The organism is Rudaea sp. 3F27F6, assembly GCF_005503555.1.
Lineage (GTDB): Bacteria > Pseudomonadota > Gammaproteobacteria > Xanthomonadales > Rhodanobacteraceae > Rudaea.
The window spans coordinates 114,455-137,966 of the sequence record NZ_SCNG01000005.1 but is presented as its reverse complement, the minus strand read 5'-3'; the positions used below and the strand labels follow the sequence as shown (position 1 = coordinate 137,966).

Here is a 23,512-nt window from a genome sequence, read left to right as displayed (position 1 = left end):
ACCGGGACGGCACCGACGACCGCCTCGAAGATTTTTTAGCGATTCGTCACATCGTGCGCACGACCTCGCTTCGCTAGCGCGAGAGGTCGATGCGCGAACGCGCCGGCGTGCCTGCAGCCGTCGGCGCGTCAGTACCGTTAGGCGAGCGTGCCGGCCGCAGCGACGATATCGGCCTCACCCGGCAGCACGAGGAAGGCCGCGCCGGCGAGCGGCGTGTAGGTGTCGGCGCCGACCACGCGCTTGAACGGCGTGGCGCCGAAGCCTGCCTCGGCGATCGCGGTGATCACGCCCTCGCCGATGCCGGCGCTGTGGCGACCCTCGTCGACGATAAGGATGCGCTTGGCCGACTTCGCCTGCGCGGCGATATACGCTTCGTTGAGCGGCACGAGCCAGCGCAGGTCGACGACGCGCACCTTCCAACCCTTGCTCTTCTCGATCTCGCGCGCGGCGCGCAGGCTCATCGGCACGCCGTTGCCGTAGGTGAATACGACGAGGTCGTTCGCGCCCTCGTTGTACACGCGGCCTTCGCCGAGCGTCATCGCCTGGTTCGGCGCCGGATAGGCGAACGACCACTCGCCGTCGCCGGCCGCGTACAAGTCCTTGGTCATGTACAGCGCGATCGGCTCGAGGAAGATCGTCACGCGGCCGTCGACCTTGGCCAGCGCGGCGAGCGTGCGCAGCATCGTCGCCGCATCGTCGCCGCGGCTCGCGCAGCCGACGACGAGGCCCGGAATGTCGCGCAGCGCGGTAATCGAATTGTCGTTGTGGAAGTGGCCGCCGAATCCGCGCTGGTAGCCGAGTCCGGCCATGCGCACGAGCATCGGATTGCGGTACTGATTGTTCGAGAAGAACTGCAGCGAGGCCGCCTCGCCACGGATCTGGTCGCCCGCATTGTGGAAATAGGCGAGGTACTGGATCTCGGGCACCGGCAGCATGCCCATATTGGCGAAGCCCTGGGCGAGACCGAAGATCATCGTCTCGTCGAGCAGGGTGTTGAACACGCGCGCGTTCTTGAACGCTTTGTGCAGACCCTTGGTCACCGTGTAGACGCCGCCCTTCTGCGCCACGTCCTCGCCGAACAGCAGGGCTTCGGGATACTTGGCGAACAAGTCGTGCAACGCGTTGTTGATCTGGATCGCCAGATGACGCGGCGGCAATTTCTCCGGCAGCTTCTCGGCACCGCCGAACACCTTGACGCGTTGCGTTTCGTAGTCGGCGCGCTGCGCCTCGGCCTGCACCTTGGCCGGCGTGTACGGCGCGAGCGGCGCGACGACTTCAGCGAGCGAGTTCAACTTCGCCGTGCGATCGGCCTGTTCGGCCGCGGCGAAGCACTTCGCGCGAAAATCCTCGTAGCGCGCGAGCAGTTGTTCCTTCGTATACACGCCGGCTTCGAGCGCGATCGCCGCGCTGCGCAGCAGCGGGTCAGTCGCCTCGACCGTCATCAGTTCCTCGAAGCTGCGCCACTCGATTTCGAAGTCGGTGCCGGCATGGCCCATGATGCGCGTCGTGCGCATATGCAGGAAGGTCGGCCGGCGCGTCGTGCGGCAGTGGTGCACGGCGCGCGCCACGCCTTCGTAACCCTCGGCAAGATCGAGGCCGTCGGCGTAGAAATAATCGAGATCGCGGCGGCCGCTGAAGCTCGCGCCGATCCAATCGGTCGGCGTCTTTACCGAGATGCCGATGCCGTTGTCCTCGCAGACGAACAGCACGGGAGCCGGCAGTTTCTGGTAGGCCGTCCACGCCGCGGCGTTGAACGCGGTCTGCGCGGTGGCGTGGTTGGCCGAGGCGTCGCCGAACGAGCAGATCGCGATCGAATCCTCGGGCACCGGCAGCGTGTGGCCGATGCGCCGCGCCTGCTCGATCGCGACCGCGGTGCCGAGCGCCTTGGGCAGATGCGAGGCGATCGTCGAGGTCTGCGGCAGCACCCAGAGCGGTTTCGAGCCCCAGACCTTGTGGCGGCCGCCGCTGGCCGGATCGTCCGCGCTCGCGGCGAAACTCAGTGCCGAATCCATGATCGGGTCCATGCCCGGCAACTTGCGGAAGCGCTCGGCCATAAAGCCGCCGGAACGGTAATGCAGGAAGGCCGGATCGGTATGCCGCGTCAGCCGCGCGACCATCGCATTGCCTTCGTGACCCGACGAGCCGATCGTGTAGAACACCTTGTTCTTCACGCGCAGTACGCGCGCCATCAGGTCGAGATGGCGCGAGACCAACTGCGAATCGAACAGATCGATGAAATCGCGCCGGCTGCAGATGCTGCCCGGCAGAATCGGCGCATCCTCAGCGCCGCCGGCACGTACCGATCCGGACCAGTCGCGCACGAATTCGGCGAAATTCTGGTCGCAGACTTCGGCGCGGTTGACGTTCTTGTGGCGTGCGGGGATCGGATTGAGGGCGGCGTTCATGCGCAAAGTCCAATGAGATTGGCACGTATTTTATGGCAGCCGCTGCCCAGCGCGCAGTACCAATTCGCCCCGTTTCCGAAATCGCAATGGCCGTACCCGGCCTACGGATCAGCCGCGCTCGACAGCGAAAAGAACTTCACGACGCCGAGCGAACCCGACGCGGAGTTGTCCTGCAGATAGCTGCCGGCCTTGAAATAAACCGTGTCGCCGTCCCAACTGCGATCATAGGTGAACGGCCTGGAGACGCCGTTGACGGTGACCGTCACCGTATGGTCTGCCTGCGCAACTCGGTAATCGATGCGGTCGCCGAGCGCGAGACCGCGCACCAGGGTGACACGTTGCTCCTGATCGTCCGGATGCGCCTTGATGCCGACGACCACGTCGCCCTTGATCCAGCGGATCTTCAGCGCCTCGGTGCCTTTTCCGTTGCCGTGAATCTGCCCGATGATGATGTCGCCGCTGCGCGGCTGCTGGGCGACGGCCAGCGACGCGCTGAGGCTGCGCCGGCCCGGAGCGGAGAATTTCCACTCATGGGTGTCGCGCAACTCCGCGCGCGGAAAATGCGATCCGCGCGTCGAAGCGCCATTGTCCGGGCATGCGAACACCATCGCCTTGGCCTTGGCGTCGAAGTAGAAGAACGATGCGGAGAAATCGCGCAGTGCCGGCTGCACGATCTCGCGCACGCTGTCGCCTTGGGCGATCGGCGTCTGCAGTTTGTATGCCGTGAGATCGAAGTGCCGGCCGGGCGCTTCTGCGTCCGCTGCGTCACGCGCAGAGACATTCAACGACAACGACAGGGCCATGGCCATGCCGATCGCGAGCCATGCCGGCGGGCAGTGCTCTCGCCTTATATTTCGATGTTCTGTTGCATTGCCGGACATCGTCATATCCCCGATTCTGCGCGCGAATGCCTTGTCTCGTCCTTCCCGCATTCAAGGCAGGAAAGATGAGCCGGCGGCAGCCAGTCAATAAACGATGGATTCCACGATGCGTTGACCTGCTCGCCAGCCGGAGCCGCACATGCCCGCTATGTGATTCGACGATCTCTATATGGCCGACCGCAGCACCCTGCCCTCTGCGCGCGGCTCAGCTTTGCAGGCGCACGAAGCGCGGCTGCGCCTGCACGCGCGCAAGCCAGGCGCAGACCGCCGGATACGCGGCCAGATCGAAACCGCCGTCAGCAGCGCAATGGGTATAGGCAAACAGCGCGGTGTCGGCGATGGAGTATTCGTCGCCGACGAAGAACTCGCGGCCTTCGAGGTGCTTGTCCATCACCGCGAGCGCCTGCGCGCCGCGTTCGGCCAGGCGCGGCAGGTCGGCACGACGCGCGTGGTCGGGCGGCAGCCACAGGCAGATGAACCGCGCCACGGCGATGTAAGGTTCGTGGCTGTACTGCTCGAAGAACATCCACTGCAGCACTTGCGCGCGCAGCCAGGGATCGGCCGGAAGATACGGCGTGCCGTCGGCGAGGAAATTGAGGATCGCATTCGACTCGGACAGCAGGCGGCCGTCGTCGAGTTCGAGCAGCGGCACCTTGCCGTTGGCGTTCTTGGCGAGAAACTCGGGCGTGCGCGTCTCGCCATGCGCGCTGTCGGTTTCGACCCAGCGGTAGGGCCGTTGCAACTGTTCGAGCAGCAACTGCACCTTGTAGCAGTTGCCGCTGGATTTCATGCCGTAAACGCTGACCACGTCGGTATCCTTGTTCAACTCGCTGCGCCCATCTTGCCGCGCGCGGGTCAAGGCATCAACGCCGGCGTGCGAACCACGCCTCGCGCGACTGGCCCCAGATGTCGCAGGACATGTCGCCGGACGGCAGCGGCATCGAACCCTGGCGCAGCTTGCGCGAGCCGAGCCGCGTCGCCACCTGGGCCGAATTGACGTTGTCCGGATCGATGCAGTGGATGACGTCGGACCAGCCGAGGTTCGCGAACGCCCAGTCGATGCTCGCCTCGGCGGCTTCAGTCGCGTAGCCCTTGCCGGTCGCCTCGCGCGCGAGGCCCCAGCCGACTTCGGTGCCGGGCCAGCCTTCGGGTACCCACGGACCGATGCGGCCGATCCAGCGGCCGGACGCTTTCTCGATCACCGAAAACATGGAGTAACCCTGGATCGTCCAGGCGCCGGCCATGGTCAGGAATCCGCGCCAGGCGATCGGGCGCGACTGCGCGCCGCCGAAGAAGCGCGCGGATTCGGCATCGCCCATGAAGTCGGCCCAGGCGTCGAAGTCCTCGCGCTGGATCGGGCGCAGGATCAGGCGTTCGGTTTCAAGACGGATATCGGCGAGATTCATCGTTACTTAGCTCCAACTCGGTTCGTCTTCACGACATGCGAGTGCCGCGAAAAATCCACCATCAGGGTTTTGCGGGCGCAGCCGGTGCAGAAACATTTTGCGTTGCCGCCGGCTTGTATGCGCACGCCGGACTGACCCGCTGGATATGCGCGTAGTCCGACGTTTCGCAGCGCCATTGAATGCCCATCGCTTCGGCATGCGAAGTATCGGCGATAAAACGTATATGCCCGCCGTCGATGCCGGAGCTGGCATCGAACACGAGTTCGATCACGCCGCCGGGCAGCAGGCTCGCGGATTTCAAGCTCTTGCCGCGATACTGCTCCGCCGGCGGCAGGCCGGTCTCCGCCTGGCTGTCCGGCATCCGGCCATTGGTCTGGTAAAATTCCACGATCGCGACACGCATGCCCGCAATTGCCTGCAGGTCTTCGCGGATTCGCTGGCTTTCGGGGTCGTTCACCGCCTTGCGCAGTTCCTCCTCGCGATCCAACTCCTTGCGCATCTGCTGCTGTCCCTGCGTCAGCTCAGCGACCGCGCCGGCCAATTCTTTCTGCCGCCTCTCGCCGACGAGGAACTGATAAGCGAGCAGCGCCGCTACCGCCGCCAACAGCGCGATCACAGCAATCGAGACGGGATTGCGCATCGAAGTCCTCAGAACGCGTTGATCCCCGTCACCTCGCGCCCGACCACGAGCTGATGCACGGTCTCGGTGCCTTCGTAGGTGATCACGGATTCGAGATTGAGCGCGTGGCGGATCGGGCTGTGCTCGGTCGTGATGCCGGCACCGCCGAGGATGTCGCGGCATTCGCGCGCGATATCGATCGCCATGCGGCAGTTGTTCCACTTCGCCAGCGACACTTGCGTCGGCTGCATATTGCCGGCGTCCTTGAGACGGCCAAGTTGCAGCGACAGCAATTGCGCGAGCGTGATCCGCCGCGCCATGTCGGCAAGCTTGATCTGCACCGCCTGGGTCGCCGCAATCGGGCGCTTGAACAGCATGCGGTTCTTCGCGTACTCGGTCGTCTCGGCAAAGCAGGCGATCGCCGCGCCGATCGGGCCCCAGGTAATGCCGTAGCGCGCCTGGGTCAGACAGCCGAGCGGTCCCTTGAGGCCCTTCACGTTCGGCAGGCGGTTCGAGTCGGGCACGCGCACGTTGTCGAAGAACAGGCCGCTCGTCACCGAGGCGCGCAGACTCATCTTCTTGTGCACTTCCTGTGCGGCGAAACCCTTGCTGTTGGTCGGCACGATAAAGCCCTGGATACCGTCTTCGGTCTGCGCCCAGACGATCGCGATATGCGCGAGGTTGCCGTTGGTGATCCACATCTTCGCGCCGTTGATGACCCAGTCGGAACCGTCGCGTTTCGCATGCGTCTTCATGTTCGCCGGATCGGAGCCGCCGTGCGGCTCGGTCAGGCCGAAGCAGCCGATGACCTTGCCCTGCGCCATCTGCGGCAGCCACTCACGCCGCTGCTCTTCGCTGCCATAGGCGTAGATCGGGTACATGCACAGTGAGGACTGCACCGAGGCGAAACTGCGCAGGCCCGAATCGCCGCGTTCGAGTTCCTGGCAGACCAGGCCGTAGCTGACACCGTTCATGCCCGCGCAGCCGTACTCGACCGGCAGCGACGAACCGAGCAGGCCGAGTTCGGCCATCTCGGGAATCAATTCGACGGGGAACCGCGCCTTGTCGAAGCAGTCGCCGATGATCGGCAGCACACGCTCGTCGGTGAAGCGCGCGACGGTGTCCTGCACCATGCGCTCTTCTTCGGTGAGCAGCGAGCGGACGTCGTAGAGATCGACGGGGTTGAGGGCGACGGCGGGCATACAAGCTCCAGATACAAAATGAATTGAGGGAAGACGGACAAGCCATTCGCGCCGAGCGTAGCCCGCGGAGCGAGCGAAGTCGAAGCGGCACTTCGACTCCGGCTCTGCGAGCCTGTGCTCAGCGCGAACGGCCGAGGGATTCCCGAACGCGGGATACCGATATGCGGCTATTCTATGGGGCCGCCATTGGTCGAGTCACCAGCCAGATTTAGCAAGACATGAAGGTACCAATTCTCACCTATCATTCAAACAACATTGCCGGCAACGACTACGCGACCAACGATCATGTCGCCCTCGCCGAGGATCTGCGCACGATCGCACGGCTCGGCCTGCGCATCGTCTCCGCGGCGGAAGTCGTCGATGCCCTGCTCGGCGCGACACCGGCGTCGAGCGTCGACAACGCGGTCGCGCTGACCTTCGACGACGGCTCGTACTTCGACTGGTACGACATGGAACATCCGCACTACGGCACACAGCGCGGTTTCGCCGGCATCCTGCGCGATTTCGCCGCGGCGACCGGCATGCGCGCGCACGCGACCAGTTTCGTCATCGTCTCGCCCGCGGCACGCGCAGTGCTCGACGTCACCTGCATGGCCGGGCGCGACTGGTGGCGCGACGAATGGTGGCCGCAGGCCGCGGCCGAAGGCCTTGTCGCGATCGAGAACCACAGTTGGGACCACAACCACGCGACCCTGCCGCAGACGGTGCAGCGCGAGCAGCGCAAGGGTACGTTCAAATCGATCGACAGCCATGCGGATGCCGATGCCGAGATCCGCGCCGCGGCCGACTGGCTCGATACGCATCTGTCGCCCTACCGCAGCACCTTGTTCGCCTACCCTTACGGCGAATGGAACGACTATCTCGTGCGCGAATACCTGCCGCAGTACGCGCACGAACATCGCCTGCGCGCCGCCTTCACCGGCGAGCCGCAGCCGGTCGAAGCGAACAGCAATCGCTGGCTGCTGCCGCGCTATGTCTGCGGCCATCACTGGAAGGAGCCGCCCGAACTGGAGCGGCTGCTGCGCGAAACGCGCAGCTGAAAGCGCCGCCATCGCCGTGTCTGTGCATCGCACGATGCGCCGGACTGATTGGCACGAACGGCATAGATGCGACTCGGCCATGCGCCGGCGTACGCATGGGATTTTGCGCCGCGGTCCGCTACCCTTCGCCTTCCGCAATGCTCGACTCCGCATACATGCTTCGTCCCGCTCTACACGTTATTCCCGAATCGCTGCGCAGCTTCCTGACGATCACCGAGATCGACGACGCCGAATTTCTCGTCGGCGAACTTTTCCAGCGCAAGTTCAAGCAACCCGTGCCGGATTTCCCGCGCCATATCGTCGCCCTCTACCGCGACGGCGACGGCGCCCAACACCTGCTCAGCTATTCGCATATGCGCCCGTTCGGCGACATTTACCTGTCCGGCGGCTCGTGCAGTAACGGTGAGACGGTCAAGCGCATGCAACCGCACGAGCGCGAGGCGATGTACGCGGCCGGCGGTTCCTGGTTTCTCGTCCTCAAGTACGCGTTCGAGCGCTATGCCGACTGCTGCGACGCGTTCTTCGGCTACACCGGCGACGCACGCGCGCAGGAAGTCGCGATCGCCGCAGGCTGGACGCCGACCGAGCACGATCATCTCTACGTGAACTGGCACAAGCCGCTGCCCGAATCGTTCCGCCGCGCCCTGCTTGCCAAGGCGCACGCGATCGGCGAGTTCTGAAGGGTCGCATCGCACGGCCACGCCGCGGCGCATCGGCGCGCCGCGGTCGCGATCGGGCCGAAAATCCGCCGCTGCATGCCGCCGTCAGCGAAACGTGGCTTCGCCTGGATAGGCTCGGACGCCGAGCCACTATCGAGGAGAACGCCGATGAGCAGCACCGCAACGCCGCAGCAGCTGGCCACCCGCTACGACCGCATCACGATCGCGCTGCATTGGCTCGTCGTGCTGTTCGTGGTCTTCCTGTATTTCTCCGCCATCGTCTGGGGCGAGCTGCCGCGCGGCACGCCCGTGCGCAAGCTGCTGCAAGCGCTGCATGTGTCGTTCGGCCTGCTCTTTATCGCCGTGCTCGCCTGGCGCGTCTATTGGCGCCTCGCACATGGCCGCCGCCTGACGCGGGTCGGCAATCCGGCGCAGCGCTTCGCCTCGGCGGCGGTGCAGAACGGCCTGTACCTGATGTTGATCGCGCAGGCCACGATCGGCGTGTGCTGGCGCATCGCCCAGCAGGAGCCGCTGGCCTTCTTCTGGCTGTTCGAGTTTCCCGAACCGCAGATCTTCGGCGCGGCCGCCAAGCAGTTGCTGCACACGCTGCACGAATACCTCGGCCATACGATCGTCGCCGTCGCCGTGCTGCACGGACTCGCCGCGATCTACCATCATTGCGTGCTGCGCGACGGCGTACTGCGGCGCATGCTGCCCGGCGCCTGACGGCGTTTCGTGACGCGGGACTCACCTGCCGCGTGAGTCGTCGCGCGGAGTCGCCGCGCACGATCGCAGAAGATGCACCGGCGCGGCTGCGAATATACTTCTCCACGGTTCGCATAGCAGCCGCATTCCCGTTTTCCCGCGAAACGCGCCACGATGACCGATCCCGTTCCCGCCGCAACACACGATTCGACCGAAGCGCTGACGACTCTGCTGCATCGCCATGCGACGGGCGAATCCGGCGCGATGGCGCTGCTAATGCCGCGCGTCTACGCCGAACTGCATCGCGCCGCACGGCGCCAGTTGCAGCAGGAGCGCGCCGATCACACCCTGCAGCCGACCGCCTTGGTCAACGAAGTGTTTCTGCGCCTCGCCGAGCGGCGCGAACTCGAACTCAACGACCGCGCGCATTTCATTCGCCTTGCCGCGCAGATCATGCGCCACGTGCTCGTCGACCACGCGCGCGCGCAGCGCGCGCTCAAGCGCGGCGGCGACGTGGCAGTGACCAGCCTCGACCATCTCGAACGCGGCGACGGCCTGCCCTTGATGCGCGACGACGACGAGGCCGAGGGCCTGCGCATGGAAATGGATTTCCTCGCCCTCGATGCCGCACTCGACAAGCTCGCCGGGCTGTCCGAGCGGCAAGTGCAAGTCGTCAATCTGCGCTACTTCGGCGGCCTGTCGATCGAAGAGGTCGGCGAGACACTCGACCTCTCGCCAGCCACGGTCAAGCGCGACTGGACCATGGCGCGGCTCTTCCTGCGCCGTGAACTCGAAGCGGCGCAGGTCGCACCACGCTGAGCGACGTCAGCGGTTTCTGCGCACTCCGCGCCACCCTGCGATCACGAGCAGCGCGCCGAGCAGGGCAAGCATCGCGTTCGACACAGTCGGCGCCGCGACGGCCGCCGAAGCGACCTGTACGTCATTGACGACGAGGCTAGCAGTGCCGCTCGACGGCGCGTTCTGCGCATCACCCGCATAAACCGCGGTCAGCGTGTAAGTGCCAGGCGTCGCAAAGACGAGCGTGCAACTGCCCACGCCGTTGCTCAGGCTCGCCACGCAACTCGCGCCGCCTCCGGAGACGCTTGCCGTGCCGCCGATCGCGGCGGCGGCCGCAGCAGCCTGTGCGAGGCCGCCGGACGCCTCCGGCCGCGCCCCCGCACTCACCGTCACTGTGGCAACCACACTCTGGTTGACCGTCGCAGGATTCGGCGCGGGGCTCAGCGTCGTCGCGGTCGCAGTTGGCGCCACCTCGGTGAGCACGACATTGTCGAGCGAATTGTTGTCGTCGTTGGCGGGGTCAGCATTGCGGAATCCGATCGTCGTCGTCGATCCGGTGGCGACAAAGGTATGGTTGTACTGCTGCCAGGTTAGCGAAGTCGCGTTGATCGCCGAGTTCGTATCGGTGAATGCGACGGCGCCGTCTACGAGCACCTCGACCGTACTGGTCGATCCGAATACCCCGCCGCCAGTCGTATTGCCGATGTAAAAGGAGAGTTGGTATTGCCGGCCTGCGATTGTCGTTACGGACTGCTGCACGCCCTCGGTGTTACTGCTGTTGGTACCGCTCAGATCCAACCATTGGACGCCATCCTGCGCGGGAAACGTGACTCCGGAAGATGCAAACGATCCGCCGACAATGGCGACATTCATCCCCGACGGACCGAAGACCGTCCATCCGCTGAGCGCGGAGTCGCCGACGGGAAACTCGGTGTATCCGGTCGGCGAGACGACCGGCGATTCGAAGCTTCCATTGGTAATGAGATTCTGGGCAACTGCCGAGGTCGAGAGCTGTCCGAGCAGTGCGAGGAATGCGAGAGCGATTGCTTTCATTGTTCGAACCTTCTAGTGATTTGCGCGCCATGCCGCACGACCACATCGCGGCTGTTCGTACTGCAAAGCGCAGTTCGGCGGAAAACGGCTCATTTCCGACTGCACAGGCCATCGACCAGGCCGCCGGCAAACGCTCAATGCCCGAAGATGCCCTTGAGCGCGTCGACCGGGCCTTTCTTTTCCTGCTTGCCGCGACTTTCGCCGTCGCGGCTGCCTTCTTCGCCACGGCTGCGCCCGCGCATCGACGCCGCGTTCTCGCCGAGCATGTTCATCGCGACCGATTTGTTGCGTACACGCGCGACCCAATCCGGCGACCACGACGGCGGCGCATTCGCCGGCTTCGGCGGATACGAGAAATTCGCTTCGTTGCCGTAGGCGATGCCCTGCAGGATCGCCGCCTCGCGCTTGTCGAAGATGCCGACGGGAATGTCGCACTCGGTCTGGCTCGCCGGCAGCAGCACTTTTTCGCGCAGCCACTTGTCGACGTTCGCGTTCGACGCATAGTTCATCAGGCCCTGGCCGGAATCCGGCAATTCCGACGAACTCCACAACACCAGATCGGGTGCACCCGATTTGTCTTCGCTCGCGCTGATCGCGGTGAGCAGATAGGCGCGCGCCGATCCGATCGACGGCCAGCGCACATGCACCGATTCGCTGAGTTTGCCCTCCGAATCGAGTTTGAGGCTCGGCATGAAATCCTGGTCGCGCGACAGGGTGAAGTGCAGGTTGTCCGGCACGCCGTCGCCGGCGACGACGTGCTCGCCGGCGACCGAGGCGCCGCGCGCAACGCGCGCGTTCTCCTTGTCGTTCGGCCAGATCGCATAGCCGGGCTCGGCGCGCGCGCCGCGGTCGGGCACGCTGCGGCCCTGCATAAAGCCGCGATAGTCCTCGACCGAGAACTTGGCCATATCGATGATGCGCGGTTGGCCCGGCTTCACCTGCGCACCGCAGCTCCAATAGAACAGGATGCGGCCGCGCGGACGCTCGGGGTACTCGATTTCGTCGCTGCCGCCGGTCGCGCTCTCGCGCGGCGGCGTGATCAGGTGCAGCGGCGCGGCGCCGAGATCGGCACGCTGCGGCGTCTCCTGCGCGGCGCTCGTGCCCGCGGGCTTGTTCTGCGTGTACAAGGCGATGTCGATGTGCCGCCCCGGCATGCCGCTGAACTTGGTCATGCCGAAGTTGCCGACGCCCTTGGCGTGGCGGCCGTCGCGACCCTGGGCGGCACGCGTGCCCATCATATTGCCCATCATGCGCCCGGCAATGCCGTCCATCTGCGGCATCTCGTCCATGCCCATGAGGTTGTAGGTGGCCAGGTCCATCCAGTACTGCGCGATCGGGCCGCGCGCGGCGGCCGGCTTCGGCGCTTCGGCCGCATTTGCCGCCGCGGCGCAAGTCAGCACGGCGGCCGCGAGCAGGGAGAAACGCAGCGCCGGGGTGCGGGCGGCGGGGACGACGTGCGAACAATCGGTCATGGCGGTTTCCTTTTCGATTTGCGACCTCGGACGAGGCCGCCTGCATTGCATTGAGCGTAGAATCGGCAAAAGCGGCTCATCGGGGTCCGCGGCGAGGGGTCGCCCGCGGGATGAGCCGTTTCAGGTCGCGCTTCGCTTTAGGGGTTATGAATTCGGATCGCTGGCAGAAACTCACCGACATCGTCGGCGAATGTCTCGACTTGCCCGCCGCCGGGCGCGAGGCACATGCGCATGCACGCAGCGGCGGCGACGAGTCGCTGTACCGCGAGGCATTGGCGTGGATCGCCAGCGCCGACGGCGGCGACCGCTTCCTCGAACAGCCGCCGCAGCTCGACACGCGTATGCTCGAATCCGCAGCAGGCAGCGCTGCGACACCCGCGCCGAACTGGATCGGCCGGCGCCTCGGCCCGTACCGCATCGTCGGCGAGATCGCGCGCGGCGGCATGGGCAGCGTGTTCAAGGCGGTGCGCGACGACGACGAGTACCGCAAGATCGTCGCGGTCAAGCTGATCCGTCCGGACCTTGGCGGCGAGCAGATCGCCGCGCGCTTCCGCATCGAACGGCAAATCCTCGCCGGTCTCGAACATCCGAACATCGCGCGCCTGATCGACGGCGGCACGACCGAAGAAGGCCTGCCCTATCTGGTCATGGATCACGTCGACGGCGAGCCGATCGACCGCTACTGCGCACGCCGCGCGCTCGGCGTGCGCGACCGCCTGCTGCTGTTCTGCGATGTCTGCGCGGCGGTGCAGTTCGCCCACCAGCGCTTGGTCGTGCACCGCGACCTGAAGCCGAGCAATATCCTCGTCGACCTCGACGGAACGGTGAAGCTGCTCGACTTCGGCATCGCGCGCCTGCTCGACGCCGGCGGCGACGGTGCCGGCGCGCCGACCACGATCCATGCGTTCACGCCGGAATACGCAAGCCCCGAGCAGGTCAAGGGCGAGGCGATCACCACGGCGAGCGACGTCTACTCGCTGGGCGTCTTGCTTTATCGCCTGCTCGCCGGGCGCAGCCCGTACCGCTCGGACAATTCGCAGTTGCACGCGCTCGTGCGCGAGATCGTCAGCACCGATCCGGCGCGGCCGAGCTCGACGGTCACCGAGCCGGGCCGCCGCGACGCCGTTGCGGCGACGCCGACGCTCGACGCCGAACGCCTGCGCCGTGCGCTGCGCGGCGACCTCGACATGATCGTGCTGATGGCGCTGCGCAAGGAACCGGCGCAACGCTACGCCTCGGTCGAACAGTTTGCCGACGACGTGCGGCGCCATCTTGCCGACCGGCCCGTGCGTGCACGCGATGGTGCGCTCGCCTACCGCGCGCGCAAGTTCCTCGTGCGTCATCGCCTCGGCGTCGGCCTCGGTTCGCTCGCCGTCGCCGGCCTGCTCGCGCTGTCCGCGTTCGCCCTGCACCAGGCACGTGTCGCGCGCGCGGAAACGCTGCGCGCCGAACGTCACTTCAACGGCGTGCGCGACCTCGCCAACCGCTTCGTCGGCGACGTGTTCCTGCAGATCGTCGACGTGCCCGGCACCGGCAAGGCGCAGCAGACTCTGCTCGACACCGGCGTCGAGTATCTCGGCCGGCTCGGCGCCGACGCGGGCGACAACCGTGCGCTGCTGCTCGAAACCGCGATCGGCTACATCAAGCTCGCGCAGATCCAGGAACGCGCACTGATGCCGCCGGCGCAGCGCGCCAAGGCCGCCAGTCTCGCCCTCGACGCGGTCAAGCGTGCCGACGCGCTCGCACCCGCCGACAGGCAATCGAAATATCCTCGCCTGATGGCGCAGACCCTGCTTGCCGGCAGTGAAGCCGACGCGCAGCAATTCGCCGCGGCGAAGGCGCACTTCGAGACGGCCGCCGCGCTCGCGCGCGAAACGCCCGATGCCGGCGAGCCGTCGGCGTTGATCCAGGCGCGCGCGAACGCGTTCGCCGAATTCGCCAAGTCTCCGGGCATCGATATCACCAACCAGCGGCGCCTCGTCCTGCTTGCTGACGCGTTCGCGGGCTACGAGACCGCATTGCGCGTCGCCACCGACGACAAGGACCGCGACGATATCGGCAACGCGCTCGCGACGACTTCGCTCTACCGCGCGCGCGTACAGGTCGAGGACCACGACGATCCGCAGCGCCAGACGAAGGCGCTCGCGTACGCCGAGGATGCGATCCGCCGGCAGGAAAGTCTCTATGCCAGAGATCCGCACAACATCAAGAATCTCGTCAATCTCGTGCTCGAATCGGGCATCGCCGCGTCGATCGCGGCGCAGGGCGGCGACTACACCACCGCGCGCGCCTACTACGCCAAGGCGCGCACTTACGACGAGCAAATGCAGCGCCAGGATCCGGGCCAGCCCACCGCGCAGATCAACCGTATCGGCATGCGCCTGCAGCAGGCGGAGATGGAACTGCGCGCGAACTCGGCGACGCGCGTGCAGCTCGAAGAACTCGCTGTGGTCGAGCGCATGGTGCAGCAATTGCCCGAGTATCTTTCCGGTCAGCGCCAGATGATCGCGGTGCGCGCGTGGGTCGATGCCCTCAGGGCGGAATTCAGCCTGCGCCGCAGCGAGGAAACCGATCTGCCGGCGAGCGAGCGCATCGCACTCAAGCGCGAGTCGATCGTCCTGTTCGAGAACTCGAACAAGCTGGTTGCGCAGATTCCCGAAATGATCGACGAGGAAACCCAGGACATCGTCGAACTCGTGCGTACGGGCGCCGAACGCGCACGCGCATCGCTGGCGAAACTGCAGGCGCGTTGAGCGTCCCGCCTGCGCGTTCGGCGCGGCGGCCGCCTTGCTGATATTCTGCGCGCATGACCGCCGCAAAATCCGCCGCAACGACATCGGACGCGAACGTCCGCCGCGCCCTGGTCACGGGCGCTTCCGCCGGCATCGGCGCCGAATTCGCGCGCCAGCTTGCCGCCTCGGGCCACGCACTCGTGCTGACCGCGCGGCGCGCGGACCGGCTCGCCGCACTCGCCGCCGAGCTTAAGGCCGCGCATGGGGTGGAGGTCGACTGCATCACCGCCGACCTTGCCGATGCGCACGCGCCGGTCGCGCTCTGCACCGAGCTGGCGCAGCGCGGCCTGCGCATCGATTTGCTGGTCAACAATGCCGGCTATGGCGTGGTCGGTAGCCTGCTCTCGCAGCCGTGGCAGGTGCATGCCGATTTCATCCAGGTGATGATCACCGCGCCGACCGAACTCGCCTATCGCCTGCTGCCGGGCATGCGCGAGCGCGGCTACGGCCGCATCGTCAACGTCGCCTCGCTCGCGGGGCACGTGCCGGCGCCCGCCGGACACACGCTGTACGCGGCGAGCAAGGCCTATCTGATCAAGTTCTCGCAGGCGCTCGCGCTCGAAAACCTCGACCGCGGCGTGCACGTCAGCGCGCTCTGCCCCGGTTTCACCTATTCCGAATTCCACGACGTCAACGGCGCGCGCGACCTCGTTTCGAAGATGCCGAAATGGATGTGGATGCACGCCGACCGCGTGGTGCGCGAAGGCCTCGCCGCAGTCGAGCGCGGCGAAGCGGTGTATATCCCAGGCCGCCTCAACCGTACGATCAAGGGCGCGCTGAAGTTGCTGCCCGACCGCCTCGCCGCGCGCATGTCCGCGCGCCAGGGCAAGAAGTTCCGCGTCGCCGGCGGCGCAGAGAAGAAGTGACTGCGCGGCGCAGCCAGCGCCGCGTCCGCATCCACCGCTTCCATCCAGTACGAGGATTCCGCGTCATGCCTGTTTTGCCGCACAAGCTGCTGATTGGCGTCCTGCTCGCCGCATCGTTCGTTCCCGCCGTACACGCGCTCACTCCGGTCGTGCCGCCCGACATGGCCTTCGCGGCGATGGCCGACGAATTTTTCGACAACTATTACTTCCCGAACAATCCGACCCTGGCGACCCAGACCGGCATCCACAAGTACGACGACAAGCTCGAAGACTATTCGCGTGCGCAGATCGACCGGCAGATCGCCGAGCTGAAGAAATACGAAGCGCGATTCGCCGCGTTCGATCCGCTGCCGCTCAGCGAAATGGCGCGCGGCGACCGCGACCTCGTGCTCGGCAATATCCGCAGCACCCTGCTCACGCTGGAAACGATCCGGCCGTGGGAAAAGAACCCGGACACGTATTCGAGTGGCATCACCAACAGCGCATTCGTCATCATGGAGCGCAAGTTCGCGCCGTCGGCAGAGCGCCTGCGCCTGCTCGTCGCGCGTGAAAAGCAGATGCCCGCGGCGCTCGCCGCCGCGCGCGCGAACCTGAAAAACCCGCCGAAGATCTTCACCGAGATCGCGCTCGAACAAGTGCCCGGCCTGATCGAATTCTTCAAGAACGACGTGCCGGCCGCCTTCGCCGACGTCGACGACGCCACGGCGAAGAAGCAGTTCGCCGAAGCCAACGCCGCGGTGATCAAGTCGCTGAGCGACTACGCCGCGTGGCTGAAGAAAGACCTGCTGCCGAAGTCGAACGGCGATTTCAAACTCGGCGCCGACACCTACGCGAAGAAGCTGCAGTACGACGAGATGGTCGATATTCCGCTCGACAAACTCGTCGAGATCGACATGACCAACCTGCGCGCGAATCAGGCGCAGTTCGCCAAGGTCGCCAAGGAACTCGAACCGGACAAAACGCCGCAGCAGGTGCTCGCCGATCTCGCCGCCGATCATCCCGATCCGAAGAAACTGCTCGACACGTTCCGCGGCACGCTCGACGGCCTGGTCAAGTTCATCGACGCCAAGCAGATCATCGCGATTCCGTCGGATGTGCGGCCGACCCTCGAAGAAACGCCGCCGTTCATGCGCGCGACCACGTTTGCGTCGATGGACACGCCGGGGGCCTACGAAACCCAGGCCAAGGAAGCCTACTTCAACGTCACCCTGCCCGAGAGCGGCTGGGAGAAAAAACGCGTCGACGAATTCATGGCGCAGTTCAGCTATCCGGTCATCACCGTCGTCGCCGCGCACGAGGCCTATCCGGGCCACTACGTGCAGTTCCTCTGGATGCAGCAGATCCACGACCGCGTGCGCAAGCTGCTCGGCGCCAATACCAATATCGAAGGCTGGGCGCATTACTGCGAACAAATGATGCTCGACGAGGGCCTCGCTGAGGCGCTGTTCCCGACCGATGCGCGCCGGCAGAAACTGCTGCGCCTCGGTCAGCTCCAGGACGCGCTGTTGCGCAACGCGCGCTTCATCGCCGGGATCAAACTGCACACCGGCCAGTTCACCTTCGACCAGGCGGTGGATTTCTTCGTCAAGGAAGGCTATCAGTCGCGCGGGGTCGGCACGGTCGAAACCAAGCGCGGCACAGGCGATCCGACCTATCTCTACTACACCCTCGGCAAGCTCGAAATCCTCAAGCTGCGCGCCGACGTCGCGGCGAAGCGCGGCGCCGCATTCAATCTGAAACAATTCCACGACGAGTTCATGCAGCAGGGTGCGGCGCCGATCAAGATCGTGCGCCACGCGCTGCTCGGCGACGATTCGCCGACGCTCTAGCCGGCCGCACCATCGCCTGCGCGGCGCATTTTTTGCCCGCGCATGCGATCATGGCGGCATGTCCGAATTCTCCTCGCTCCCCCTCGCCGCGCCGCTGCTCAAGGCTCTGGCGACACTGAACTTCACCGAGATGACCGCCGTGCAAGCGCAGAGCCTGCCGGCGATGCTCGCCGGCCGCGACCTCATCGCGCAGGCACCAACCGGCAGCGGCAAGACGATCGCCTTCGGCCTCGGCCTGCTGCAACGCCTCGATCCGGCTCAGGTGAAACCGCAGGCGCTCGTGCTCTGCCCGACGCGCGAACTGGCCGATCAGGTCGCCAAGGAAATCCGCCGCCTCGCCTTCGACATCCCGAACCTCAAGGTGCTGACCCTGACCGGCGGTGTCGCTCTCGGGCCGCAGCTCGCCAGCCTGCGCAAGGACTCGCACGTCGTCGTCGGCACGCCGGGCCGCGTGCAGGAAATGCTGCGCAAGCACGCCCTGAGTCTGGCCAAGCTGCGTACGCTCGTGCTCGACGAAGCCGACCGCATGCTCGACATGGGTTTCGCCGAGGCGATCGGCGAGATCGTCGGCAAGACGCCGTCGTCGCGCCAGAGCTTGCTGTTCTCGGCTACGTTCCCCGACGCGATCCGCGAAATGGCACGCGCCACGCTGCGCGATCCGCTCGAAGTGACGGTCGCCGCGGAAACCGAGCGGCCCGAGATCGACGAGCAGTTCTTCGAGATCGACCTCGCGCGCAAACCGGCCGCGCTCGCCGCCCTGCTGCTGCATCACCGGCCCGAGTCGAGCGTGGTGTTCTGCAATACGCGCCGCGATGTCGACGACGTGGTCGAGGCACTCGGCGACCAGGGCATAGCCGCGCTCGCCCTGCACGGCGACATCGAACAACGCGACCGCGACGAAGTGCTCGTGCGCTTCGCCAACCGCTCCTGCCGCGTACTCGTCGCGAGCGACGTCGCGGCGCGCGGGCTCGACATCAAGGATCTCGCCGCGGTGGTCAACTACGAGCTGCCGCCCGACCTCGACATCTATCGCCACCGCATTGGCCGCACCGCGCGCGCCGGCAAAACGGGACTGGCGCTGAACCTGGTCACCCCGCGCGAAGTGCATCGCGCACACGACCTGGAAAAAGCCGAGCTCGAAAAGAATCCCGACGCATCCTTGCGCTGGCTGAAACTGCCCGCATCGAATGCGAAATCGCACGACGGCCTGCCTGCGACGATGGCGACGCTGCGCATCGACGGCGGCAAGACCGACAAGCTGCGCGCCGGCGACATCCTCGGCGCGCTGACCGGCGACGCCGGCCTCCAGGGCGATGCGATCGGCAAGATCGACATCTTCCCGACGCGCTCCTACGTCGCCATCGCGCGCGGCCTTGCCGACAAGGCGCTGAACCGCTTGCGCGCGAGCGGAATCAAGGGACGCAAGTTCCGCATCGCGAGATTCTGAAAGCCGTTCTCGCTGTGTCTCCTTCGTGGACAGGAGACGCCGCTTCACGCAGTATGCTGCGATGACCGCCGCTTCGAAAAAACAACTCCGCAAGAAGCCCGCTTCGACCCGGCAGGAACTGTCGCGCCAAAGCGTAATCGAAGCGTCTCTTGAGGAAATCGACGAGCGCGGCGTAGACGGATTCAATCTGCGCGATCTGGCCAAGCGCCTCGGCGTCTATCCGACGGCAATCTATTGGCACGTGCCGACGAAGAACCACATCTTCGCCGAAGTCGTCGCCACGGTCTTCCGCAACGTGGCGCCCTCGCGCAAGGACAAAAACTGGCGCCGCTATTTGCGTGAAATGTTCCATCGCTATCGCGATTCGGTACGTCGTCATCCGAATGTGGCGCCGTTGGTCGGCGCGCATCTGGTCGGCAACCTGAGCATCGACTTCGATTTCGTCGAGGGCGTGCTCGGCGCGCTGCAAAACGCCGGTCTTAGCGGCAGCCGGCTGACGGCCGGTTACAACGCGATCATTGCCTCGCTGATCGGCTTCGTCATCCAGGAGTTCTCTCCCGTACCGGAACAGGATACGTGGCAGTCGGCGGTGCAGAAACGCCTGTTGAACGTGGATCCCGCCAAACATCCCGTACTCGCCGCGAATCTTCCGTTGCTGGCCAACAAGGCGTTTATCCTGCGCTGGCAAAACGGCGGCGAGGCGCCGCTGGACGACAGCTTCGAGAGCTTCATCGATCAGGTGCTGTCGGGTATCGAGTTGCTGTCCACACACGAAAAGCGGCCCGTGGCCAGGGCCTGAAAAAGCCTCAGCCAAACACCGCGGCAAGCGCGCGCAGAAATCGCTCGACGATCAGTTCAAGCTGATCGGGCGTCGAATTCAGCGGCGGCGCAAACAGTATGTGATCGCCGACTTCGCCGTCCACGGTTCCCGTTCCCGGATAGACCAGCAAGCCGTGATCGAAAGCGGCCTGCCGCACTCGATCGGCAATGGACGACGCAGCGGGGAACGCGCGTTTCGTCGCGCGATCCTGCAGAAATTCGATGCCGACGAACAAGCCGCGCCCGCGAATGTCCCCAACGTGCGGATGCGCGCCGAGTTCGTGCATGAGATGACGCAGGAACACGGCACCGCTGCGGTCCGCCGCCGCGACCAAGCCTTCCTCGGCAATGATACGCTGGACCTCGTAAGCCGCCGCGCAGGCCACCGGATGGCCTTGGTAAGTCTGCCCGTGCATAAAACCCTTCGAGCCGGCCGACAGCGCCTGCACGATGCGCTCGGAAACGAGCACGGCGCCTATCGGCTGATAGCCGCCGCCGAGCCCCTTGCCGATGATCTGGATGTCCGGAACGACATCTTCGAGTTCCCATGCGTGCAGGCGGCCCGTGCGGCCCATGCCGCACATGATCTCGTCTAGGATCAGCAGCGCACCGTGGCGATCGCAGACCCGGCGCATTGCGCGGAAGTATCCGGGCACCGCAGACACGCACCCTGTCGTGGCGCCGACGACCGTTTCCGCACAGAACGCGAGAACCTTGCCGGGCTCGATGCGCTGGAATTCCGCCTCCAGTTCATGCGCCAGCCGCGCGACGTACGCGGCATCGTCTTCGTTCCGCAGGCGATGGTGGAACGCGAAACAAGGCGCCACATGGCTGACCCAGGGCGAGAGCAGAGGCAGGTAAGGCGCACGCCTGGCGCAATGGCCGCCGATCGAGAGAGAGCCCAGAGTCGCACCGTGGTAGCTCTGCCGACGCGCGATGATGTGGCTGCGTTCACCCCGCCCCGATTCGACGAAATATTGGCGCGCGAGCTTGACCGCGGCATCTACCGCTTCCGAGCCGGACGACAGAAACAGTGCGCGCGACATGCCGCCAGGCCGGTGTCCGACGAGAATTTCCGCGAGGCTTTCCGCCGGCGCCGAAGTGAAGAAGCCGGTATGGGCGTAGCTCAACAAACGCATCTGTCGCGAAACAGCCTCCGCCACGCGGCGATTGCCATGGCCTATGCATGCAACGGCAGCCCCGCCGCAGGCATCGAGAATCTCCGTGCCGTCGTCGAGGTGCAGAAATGCCCCCGTTCCGGCGATCGCCAGCGGCGAAGTGATGGATAACGAGCGCTGCAGCACGGCAGTCATATTTCACACCAAAATGTACGTTGTATATCTGAATGTCATGATGAACTCCTCTTTCAGATACTTATTTATTTGCTCATTGAACAAAAACACTGTACGTTGTACAACGAAAATTGGCAATATTGAGAGAAAGCGCATGCGTACCGACGGGTTCCTTCTTCTCGCCCTGCTTGCCTGTAACGCCACGGCCGGCGAGACCGTACGACGTGACAGCATCCTGATGCAGGCCCACCGCGCCGGCTGGCAGGAAGTGCGCTCGAAAGCCGACGGCAATGCACGCGTCGAATACACGTATAACGACCGCAGCCACGGCGATCACATCACCGCGACCTGGTCGCTCGATTCCTCCGGGATTCCGCTGAAATACGAAAGCAGCGGCGTCGACTATATGAAAGCGCCCGTCGCCGAACATTTCTCGCTGCACGACGGCGTCGCGAACTGGGAGAACACCGGCGAGCGCGGGCAGCGCACGCTCTCAGCTTCCGCTTTCTATATGCCGGCGAATCCGCCGCCCGAGTTTTATGGCGTGCTAGCACGAGCATTGTTGAAAGCGCCGGACCATCGGCTCGCGCTGTTGCCCGAAGGCTTGGCAAGCATCACCACCGAGGGCAGCATCGCCTCAACCGACAACGGCAAGCCGGCGAAATGGACTCAGTACCAAATCACCGGACTGAGTTTCATGCCGCGGTCCGTGTGGCTCGACGAAAGCGGCGCGACCGCGGCGGTCGCATCGACGTGGCTGTCGACCATCGCCCCGGGACACGAGCGCGAGGTGGAGAATTTGCTCGAAGCCCAGGACGATACGAACCGGATCTGGTTTGCACACGCCGCGGCGCGGCTCACGCACGCACCGAAAGGCGATCTCGTCATCCGCAATGCGCGCTTGTTCGACCCGCGCGATCTGTCCGTGACGGCAAACACCAGCGTGCTGATCCGCGGCGAACGTATCGTACGCATCGCCCAGGACGCAGAATTTCAGCCGCGCGCCGACGCCGAAATCATCGAAGCGAACGGGCGCTTCCTCATGCCCGGGCTATGGGACAACCATCAGCATTTCGATGAAGTCGACGGTATGCTCGACATCGCCAACGGCGTGACCAGCGCGCGCGATCTGGCCAACGACACGGGCGTGTTCCTCAAGCGTATGGCCCGATTCGATGACGGCAGCGAAATCGGTCCGCGTGTGCTCAAGGCGGGCATCATCGACGGTACCGGGCCGAACGCGGTACCGGTCGGCAAGTTCGCCGACAGCGCGGAGGAAGCGATCCGCGCGGTCGACTGGTATGCCGATCACGGTTACGTGCAGATCAAGGTCTACATGTCGCTCAAGCCGCAGCTCGTGCCGGTGATCGCCGACCGTGCGCACGCGCGCGGCCTGCGCCTCAGCGGTCATGTGCCGGCGTTCATGTCCGCGCGCCAGTTCATCGAAGCCGGCGCCGACGAGATCCAGCATTTCAACTACGTCGAATTGAATTTTCTCTACCCACGGGTCAGAGAAACCACGCTACTGAGTGAACGCTTCATCAAGGTTGCCGAGCATGCACGCGATTTCCCCCCCGACAAACCGGCCGTGCGCGACTTCATCGAATTTCTAAAGCGTCACCGCACCGTGCTCGACCCGACCATGGGTTTGCTCGAAGCGCGGCTTGCAGGCAGCCCAAAACAGATAACGCCCGGCGTCGAGAACGTCGCCTATCGTTTCCCGCAGGAAGTCCGCCGCAGCTTGATCGGCGGCGCCTACGAAGTGCCGAAGGGCCACGAAGAAGCCTACCGCGCGGCGATTCTTTCCATGCTGCGTTTGCTCAAAGCGCTCTACGATGCGGGCGTCGTCATCGTGCCGGGAACCGATGCGCTGGCCGGCTACATGCTGCATCACGAACTCGCGCTTTACGTTCGTGCCGGCATCGCACCGGCGCAGGTGCTGCGCATGGCGACGCTCACTTCGGCCCAGGTCATGGGAGTCGAGCGCGACCTCGGCGTGATCGCCGCCGGCAAGTACGCGGATATGATCCTGATCGACGGTGATCCCGCGCGCGATATCGACGACCTGAAGAAGATCAGCACCGTAATCAAGGGCGGCAAGGTTTTCGATCCGCGCGCGATCGAGAATTCGCTCGGGATAGCGCCGATGAAATGATCTGCGCCGCGCTTGCAACCTTTTTCCGCGGTTTTGTATCCAACCCGGCGTTGCGTCCGCCGAGGGAAATCC

The 23,512-nt window shown here is 65.2% G+C and carries 19 protein-coding genes; 10 read left to right on the top strand and 9 right to left on the bottom strand.

Annotation, left to right across the window (positions count from 1 at the left end; all coding sequences use genetic code 11):
• Nucleotides 1–137: 137 nt before the first annotated feature.
• From FFS30_RS18205 to FFS30_RS18180, 6 genes are all read right to left on the bottom strand, one after another.
• Nucleotides 138–2,405 carry a thiamine pyrophosphate-dependent enzyme gene (locus FFS30_RS18205; protein ID WP_137914620.1) on the bottom strand — a complete coding sequence of 756 codons (2,268 nt, stop codon included), beginning with the start codon at nt 2,403–2,405 and terminating at the stop codon, nt 138–140.
• A 101-nt stretch (nt 2,406–2,506) separates the two neighbouring features.
• Complete coding sequence (locus FFS30_RS18200) at nt 2,507–3,208, bottom strand: polysaccharide lyase family 7 protein (protein WP_171014719.1); 702 nt, start codon at nt 3,206–3,208, stop codon at nt 2,507–2,509.
• 283 nt (nt 3,209–3,491) lie between these two features.
• Nucleotides 3,492–4,112, bottom strand: a complete 621-nt coding sequence (locus tag FFS30_RS18195; RefSeq protein WP_283235225.1) for a glutathione S-transferase family protein — start codon at nt 4,110–4,112, stop codon at nt 3,492–3,494.
• A 37-nt stretch (nt 4,113–4,149) separates the two neighbouring features.
• Nucleotides 4,150–4,692: a GNAT family N-acetyltransferase gene (locus tag FFS30_RS18190; RefSeq protein ID WP_137914618.1), complete on the bottom strand. Its 543-nt coding sequence runs from the start codon at nt 4,690–4,692 to the stop codon at nt 4,150–4,152.
• A gap of 61 nt (nt 4,693–4,753) precedes the next feature.
• On the bottom strand, nt 4,754–5,308 hold the full coding sequence (locus FFS30_RS18185; RefSeq protein ID WP_171014718.1) for a pilin: 555 nt from the start codon (nt 5,306–5,308) through the stop codon (nt 4,754–4,756).
• A gap of 32 nt (nt 5,309–5,340) precedes the next feature.
• The gene (locus FFS30_RS18180; protein WP_137913656.1) at nt 5,341–6,513 is read right to left on the bottom strand and encodes an acyl-CoA dehydrogenase family protein; all 1,173 of its coding nucleotides are present in this window, start codon (nt 6,511–6,513) and stop codon (nt 5,341–5,343) included.
• 218 nt (nt 6,514–6,731) lie between these two features.
• Between FFS30_RS18180 and FFS30_RS18175 the strand changes: the two genes are divergently transcribed.
• The 4 genes from FFS30_RS18175 (at nt 6,732) to FFS30_RS18160 (ending at nt 9,736) form a co-directional block, all read left to right on the top strand.
• Nucleotides 6,732–7,553, top strand: a complete 822-nt coding sequence (locus FFS30_RS18175) for a polysaccharide deacetylase family protein (RefSeq protein ID WP_137914616.1) — start codon at nt 6,732–6,734, stop codon at nt 7,551–7,553.
• Between the two features lie 155 nt (nt 7,554–7,708).
• Complete coding sequence (locus FFS30_RS18170) at nt 7,709–8,233, top strand: hypothetical protein (protein WP_171014717.1); 525 nt, start codon at nt 7,709–7,711, stop codon at nt 8,231–8,233.
• A gap of 147 nt (nt 8,234–8,380) precedes the next feature.
• Complete coding sequence (locus FFS30_RS18165) at nt 8,381–8,938, top strand: cytochrome b (protein ID WP_137914614.1); 558 nt, start codon at nt 8,381–8,383, stop codon at nt 8,936–8,938.
• 153 nt (nt 8,939–9,091) lie between these two features.
• Nucleotides 9,092–9,736 (top strand): ECF-type sigma factor, encoded by a 645-nt coding sequence (locus tag FFS30_RS18160; protein ID WP_137914613.1) that lies wholly within the window; start codon nt 9,092–9,094, stop codon nt 9,734–9,736.
• Nucleotides 9,737–9,742: 6 nt separating this feature from the next.
• On the opposite strand, the gene FFS30_RS18155 is transcribed toward FFS30_RS18160, so the two are convergent.
• The gene (locus FFS30_RS18155; RefSeq protein ID WP_137914612.1) at nt 9,743–10,768 is read right to left on the bottom strand and encodes an IPTL-CTERM sorting domain-containing protein; all 1,026 of its coding nucleotides are present in this window, start codon (nt 10,766–10,768) and stop codon (nt 9,743–9,745) included.
• A 134-nt stretch (nt 10,769–10,902) separates the two neighbouring features.
• A complete protein-coding gene (locus tag FFS30_RS18150; protein ID WP_137914611.1) occupies nt 10,903–12,240 on the bottom strand; it encodes a hypothetical protein in 1,338 nt (445 codons plus the stop codon).
• Nucleotides 12,241–12,386: 146 nt separating this feature from the next.
• Between FFS30_RS18150 and FFS30_RS23930 the strand changes: the two genes are divergently transcribed.
• From FFS30_RS23930 to FFS30_RS18125, 5 genes are all read left to right on the top strand, one after another.
• Nucleotides 12,387–14,993, top strand: coding sequence for a serine/threonine-protein kinase (locus FFS30_RS23930; protein ID WP_171014716.1), 2,607 nt, complete (start codon nt 12,387–12,389; stop codon nt 14,991–14,993).
• Between the two features lie 53 nt (nt 14,994–15,046).
• A complete protein-coding gene (locus tag FFS30_RS18140; RefSeq protein WP_137914610.1) occupies nt 15,047–15,898 on the top strand; it encodes an SDR family oxidoreductase in 852 nt (283 codons plus the stop codon).
• Nucleotides 15,899–15,963: 65 nt separating this feature from the next.
• Complete coding sequence (locus FFS30_RS18135) at nt 15,964–17,727, top strand: DUF885 domain-containing protein (RefSeq protein ID WP_137914609.1); 1,764 nt, start codon at nt 15,964–15,966, stop codon at nt 17,725–17,727.
• A 58-nt stretch (nt 17,728–17,785) separates the two neighbouring features.
• On the top strand, nt 17,786–19,174 hold the full coding sequence (gene dbpA, locus FFS30_RS18130; RefSeq protein WP_137914608.1) for an ATP-dependent RNA helicase DbpA: 1,389 nt from the start codon (nt 17,786–17,788) through the stop codon (nt 19,172–19,174).
• 61 nt (nt 19,175–19,235) lie between these two features.
• Entirely contained in the window at nt 19,236–19,973 is a 738-nt protein-coding gene (locus FFS30_RS18125; RefSeq protein ID WP_137914607.1) for a TetR/AcrR family transcriptional regulator C-terminal domain-containing protein, read from the top strand.
• 7 nt (nt 19,974–19,980) lie between these two features.
• Here the strand turns inward: FFS30_RS18125 and FFS30_RS18120 are convergent, their stop codons facing one another.
• A complete protein-coding gene (locus FFS30_RS18120) occupies nt 19,981–21,306 on the bottom strand; it encodes an aspartate aminotransferase family protein (RefSeq protein WP_137914606.1) in 1,326 nt (441 codons plus the stop codon).
• A gap of 133 nt (nt 21,307–21,439) precedes the next feature.
• On the opposite strand from FFS30_RS18120, the gene FFS30_RS18115 reads away from it, so the two are divergent.
• Nucleotides 21,440–23,440, top strand: coding sequence for an amidohydrolase family protein (locus tag FFS30_RS18115; protein ID WP_171014715.1), 2,001 nt, complete (start codon nt 21,440–21,442; stop codon nt 23,438–23,440).
• Nucleotides 23,441–23,512: the final 72 nt, after the last annotated feature.

Bases quoted from the DNA above. Each gene is read 5' to 3' on its own strand.
- FFS30_RS18205 (WP_137914620.1), bottom strand. From the start codon at position 2,405: ATGAACGCCGCCCTCAATCCGATCCCCGCACGCCACAAGAACGTCAAC.
- FFS30_RS18200 (WP_171014719.1), bottom strand. From the start codon at position 3,208: ATGGCCCTGTCGTTGTCGTTGAATGTCTCTGCGCGTGACGCAGCGGAC.
- FFS30_RS18190 (WP_137914618.1), bottom strand. From the start codon at position 4,692: ATGAATCTCGCCGATATCCGTCTTGAAACCGAACGCCTGATCCTGCGC.
- FFS30_RS18180 (WP_137913656.1), bottom strand. From the start codon at position 6,513: ATGCCCGCCGTCGCCCTCAACCCCGTCGATCTCTACGACGTCCGCTCG.
- FFS30_RS18175 (WP_137914616.1), top strand. From the start codon at position 6,732: ATGAAGGTACCAATTCTCACCTATCATTCAAACAACATTGCCGGCAAC.
- FFS30_RS18170 (WP_171014717.1), top strand. From the start codon at position 7,709: ATGCTTCGTCCCGCTCTACACGTTATTCCCGAATCGCTGCGCAGCTTC.
- FFS30_RS18165 (WP_137914614.1), top strand. From the start codon at position 8,381: ATGAGCAGCACCGCAACGCCGCAGCAGCTGGCCACCCGCTACGACCGC.
- FFS30_RS18160 (WP_137914613.1), top strand. From the start codon at position 9,092: ATGACCGATCCCGTTCCCGCCGCAACACACGATTCGACCGAAGCGCTG.
- FFS30_RS18155 (WP_137914612.1), bottom strand. From the start codon at position 10,768: ATGAAAGCAATCGCTCTCGCATTCCTCGCACTGCTCGGACAGCTCTCG.
- FFS30_RS18150 (WP_137914611.1), bottom strand. From the start codon at position 12,240: ATGACCGATTGTTCGCACGTCGTCCCCGCCGCCCGCACCCCGGCGCTG.
- FFS30_RS23930 (WP_171014716.1), top strand. From the start codon at position 12,387: ATGAATTCGGATCGCTGGCAGAAACTCACCGACATCGTCGGCGAATGT.
- FFS30_RS18140 (WP_137914610.1), top strand. From the start codon at position 15,047: ATGACCGCCGCAAAATCCGCCGCAACGACATCGGACGCGAACGTCCGC.
- FFS30_RS18135 (WP_137914609.1), top strand. From the start codon at position 15,964: ATGCCTGTTTTGCCGCACAAGCTGCTGATTGGCGTCCTGCTCGCCGCA.
- dbpA (WP_137914608.1), top strand. From the start codon at position 17,786: ATGTCCGAATTCTCCTCGCTCCCCCTCGCCGCGCCGCTGCTCAAGGCT.
- FFS30_RS18125 (WP_137914607.1), top strand. From the start codon at position 19,236: ATGACCGCCGCTTCGAAAAAACAACTCCGCAAGAAGCCCGCTTCGACC.
- FFS30_RS18120 (WP_137914606.1), bottom strand. From the start codon at position 21,306: ATGACTGCCGTGCTGCAGCGCTCGTTATCCATCACTTCGCCGCTGGCG.
- FFS30_RS18115 (WP_171014715.1), top strand. From the start codon at position 21,440: ATGCGTACCGACGGGTTCCTTCTTCTCGCCCTGCTTGCCTGTAACGCC.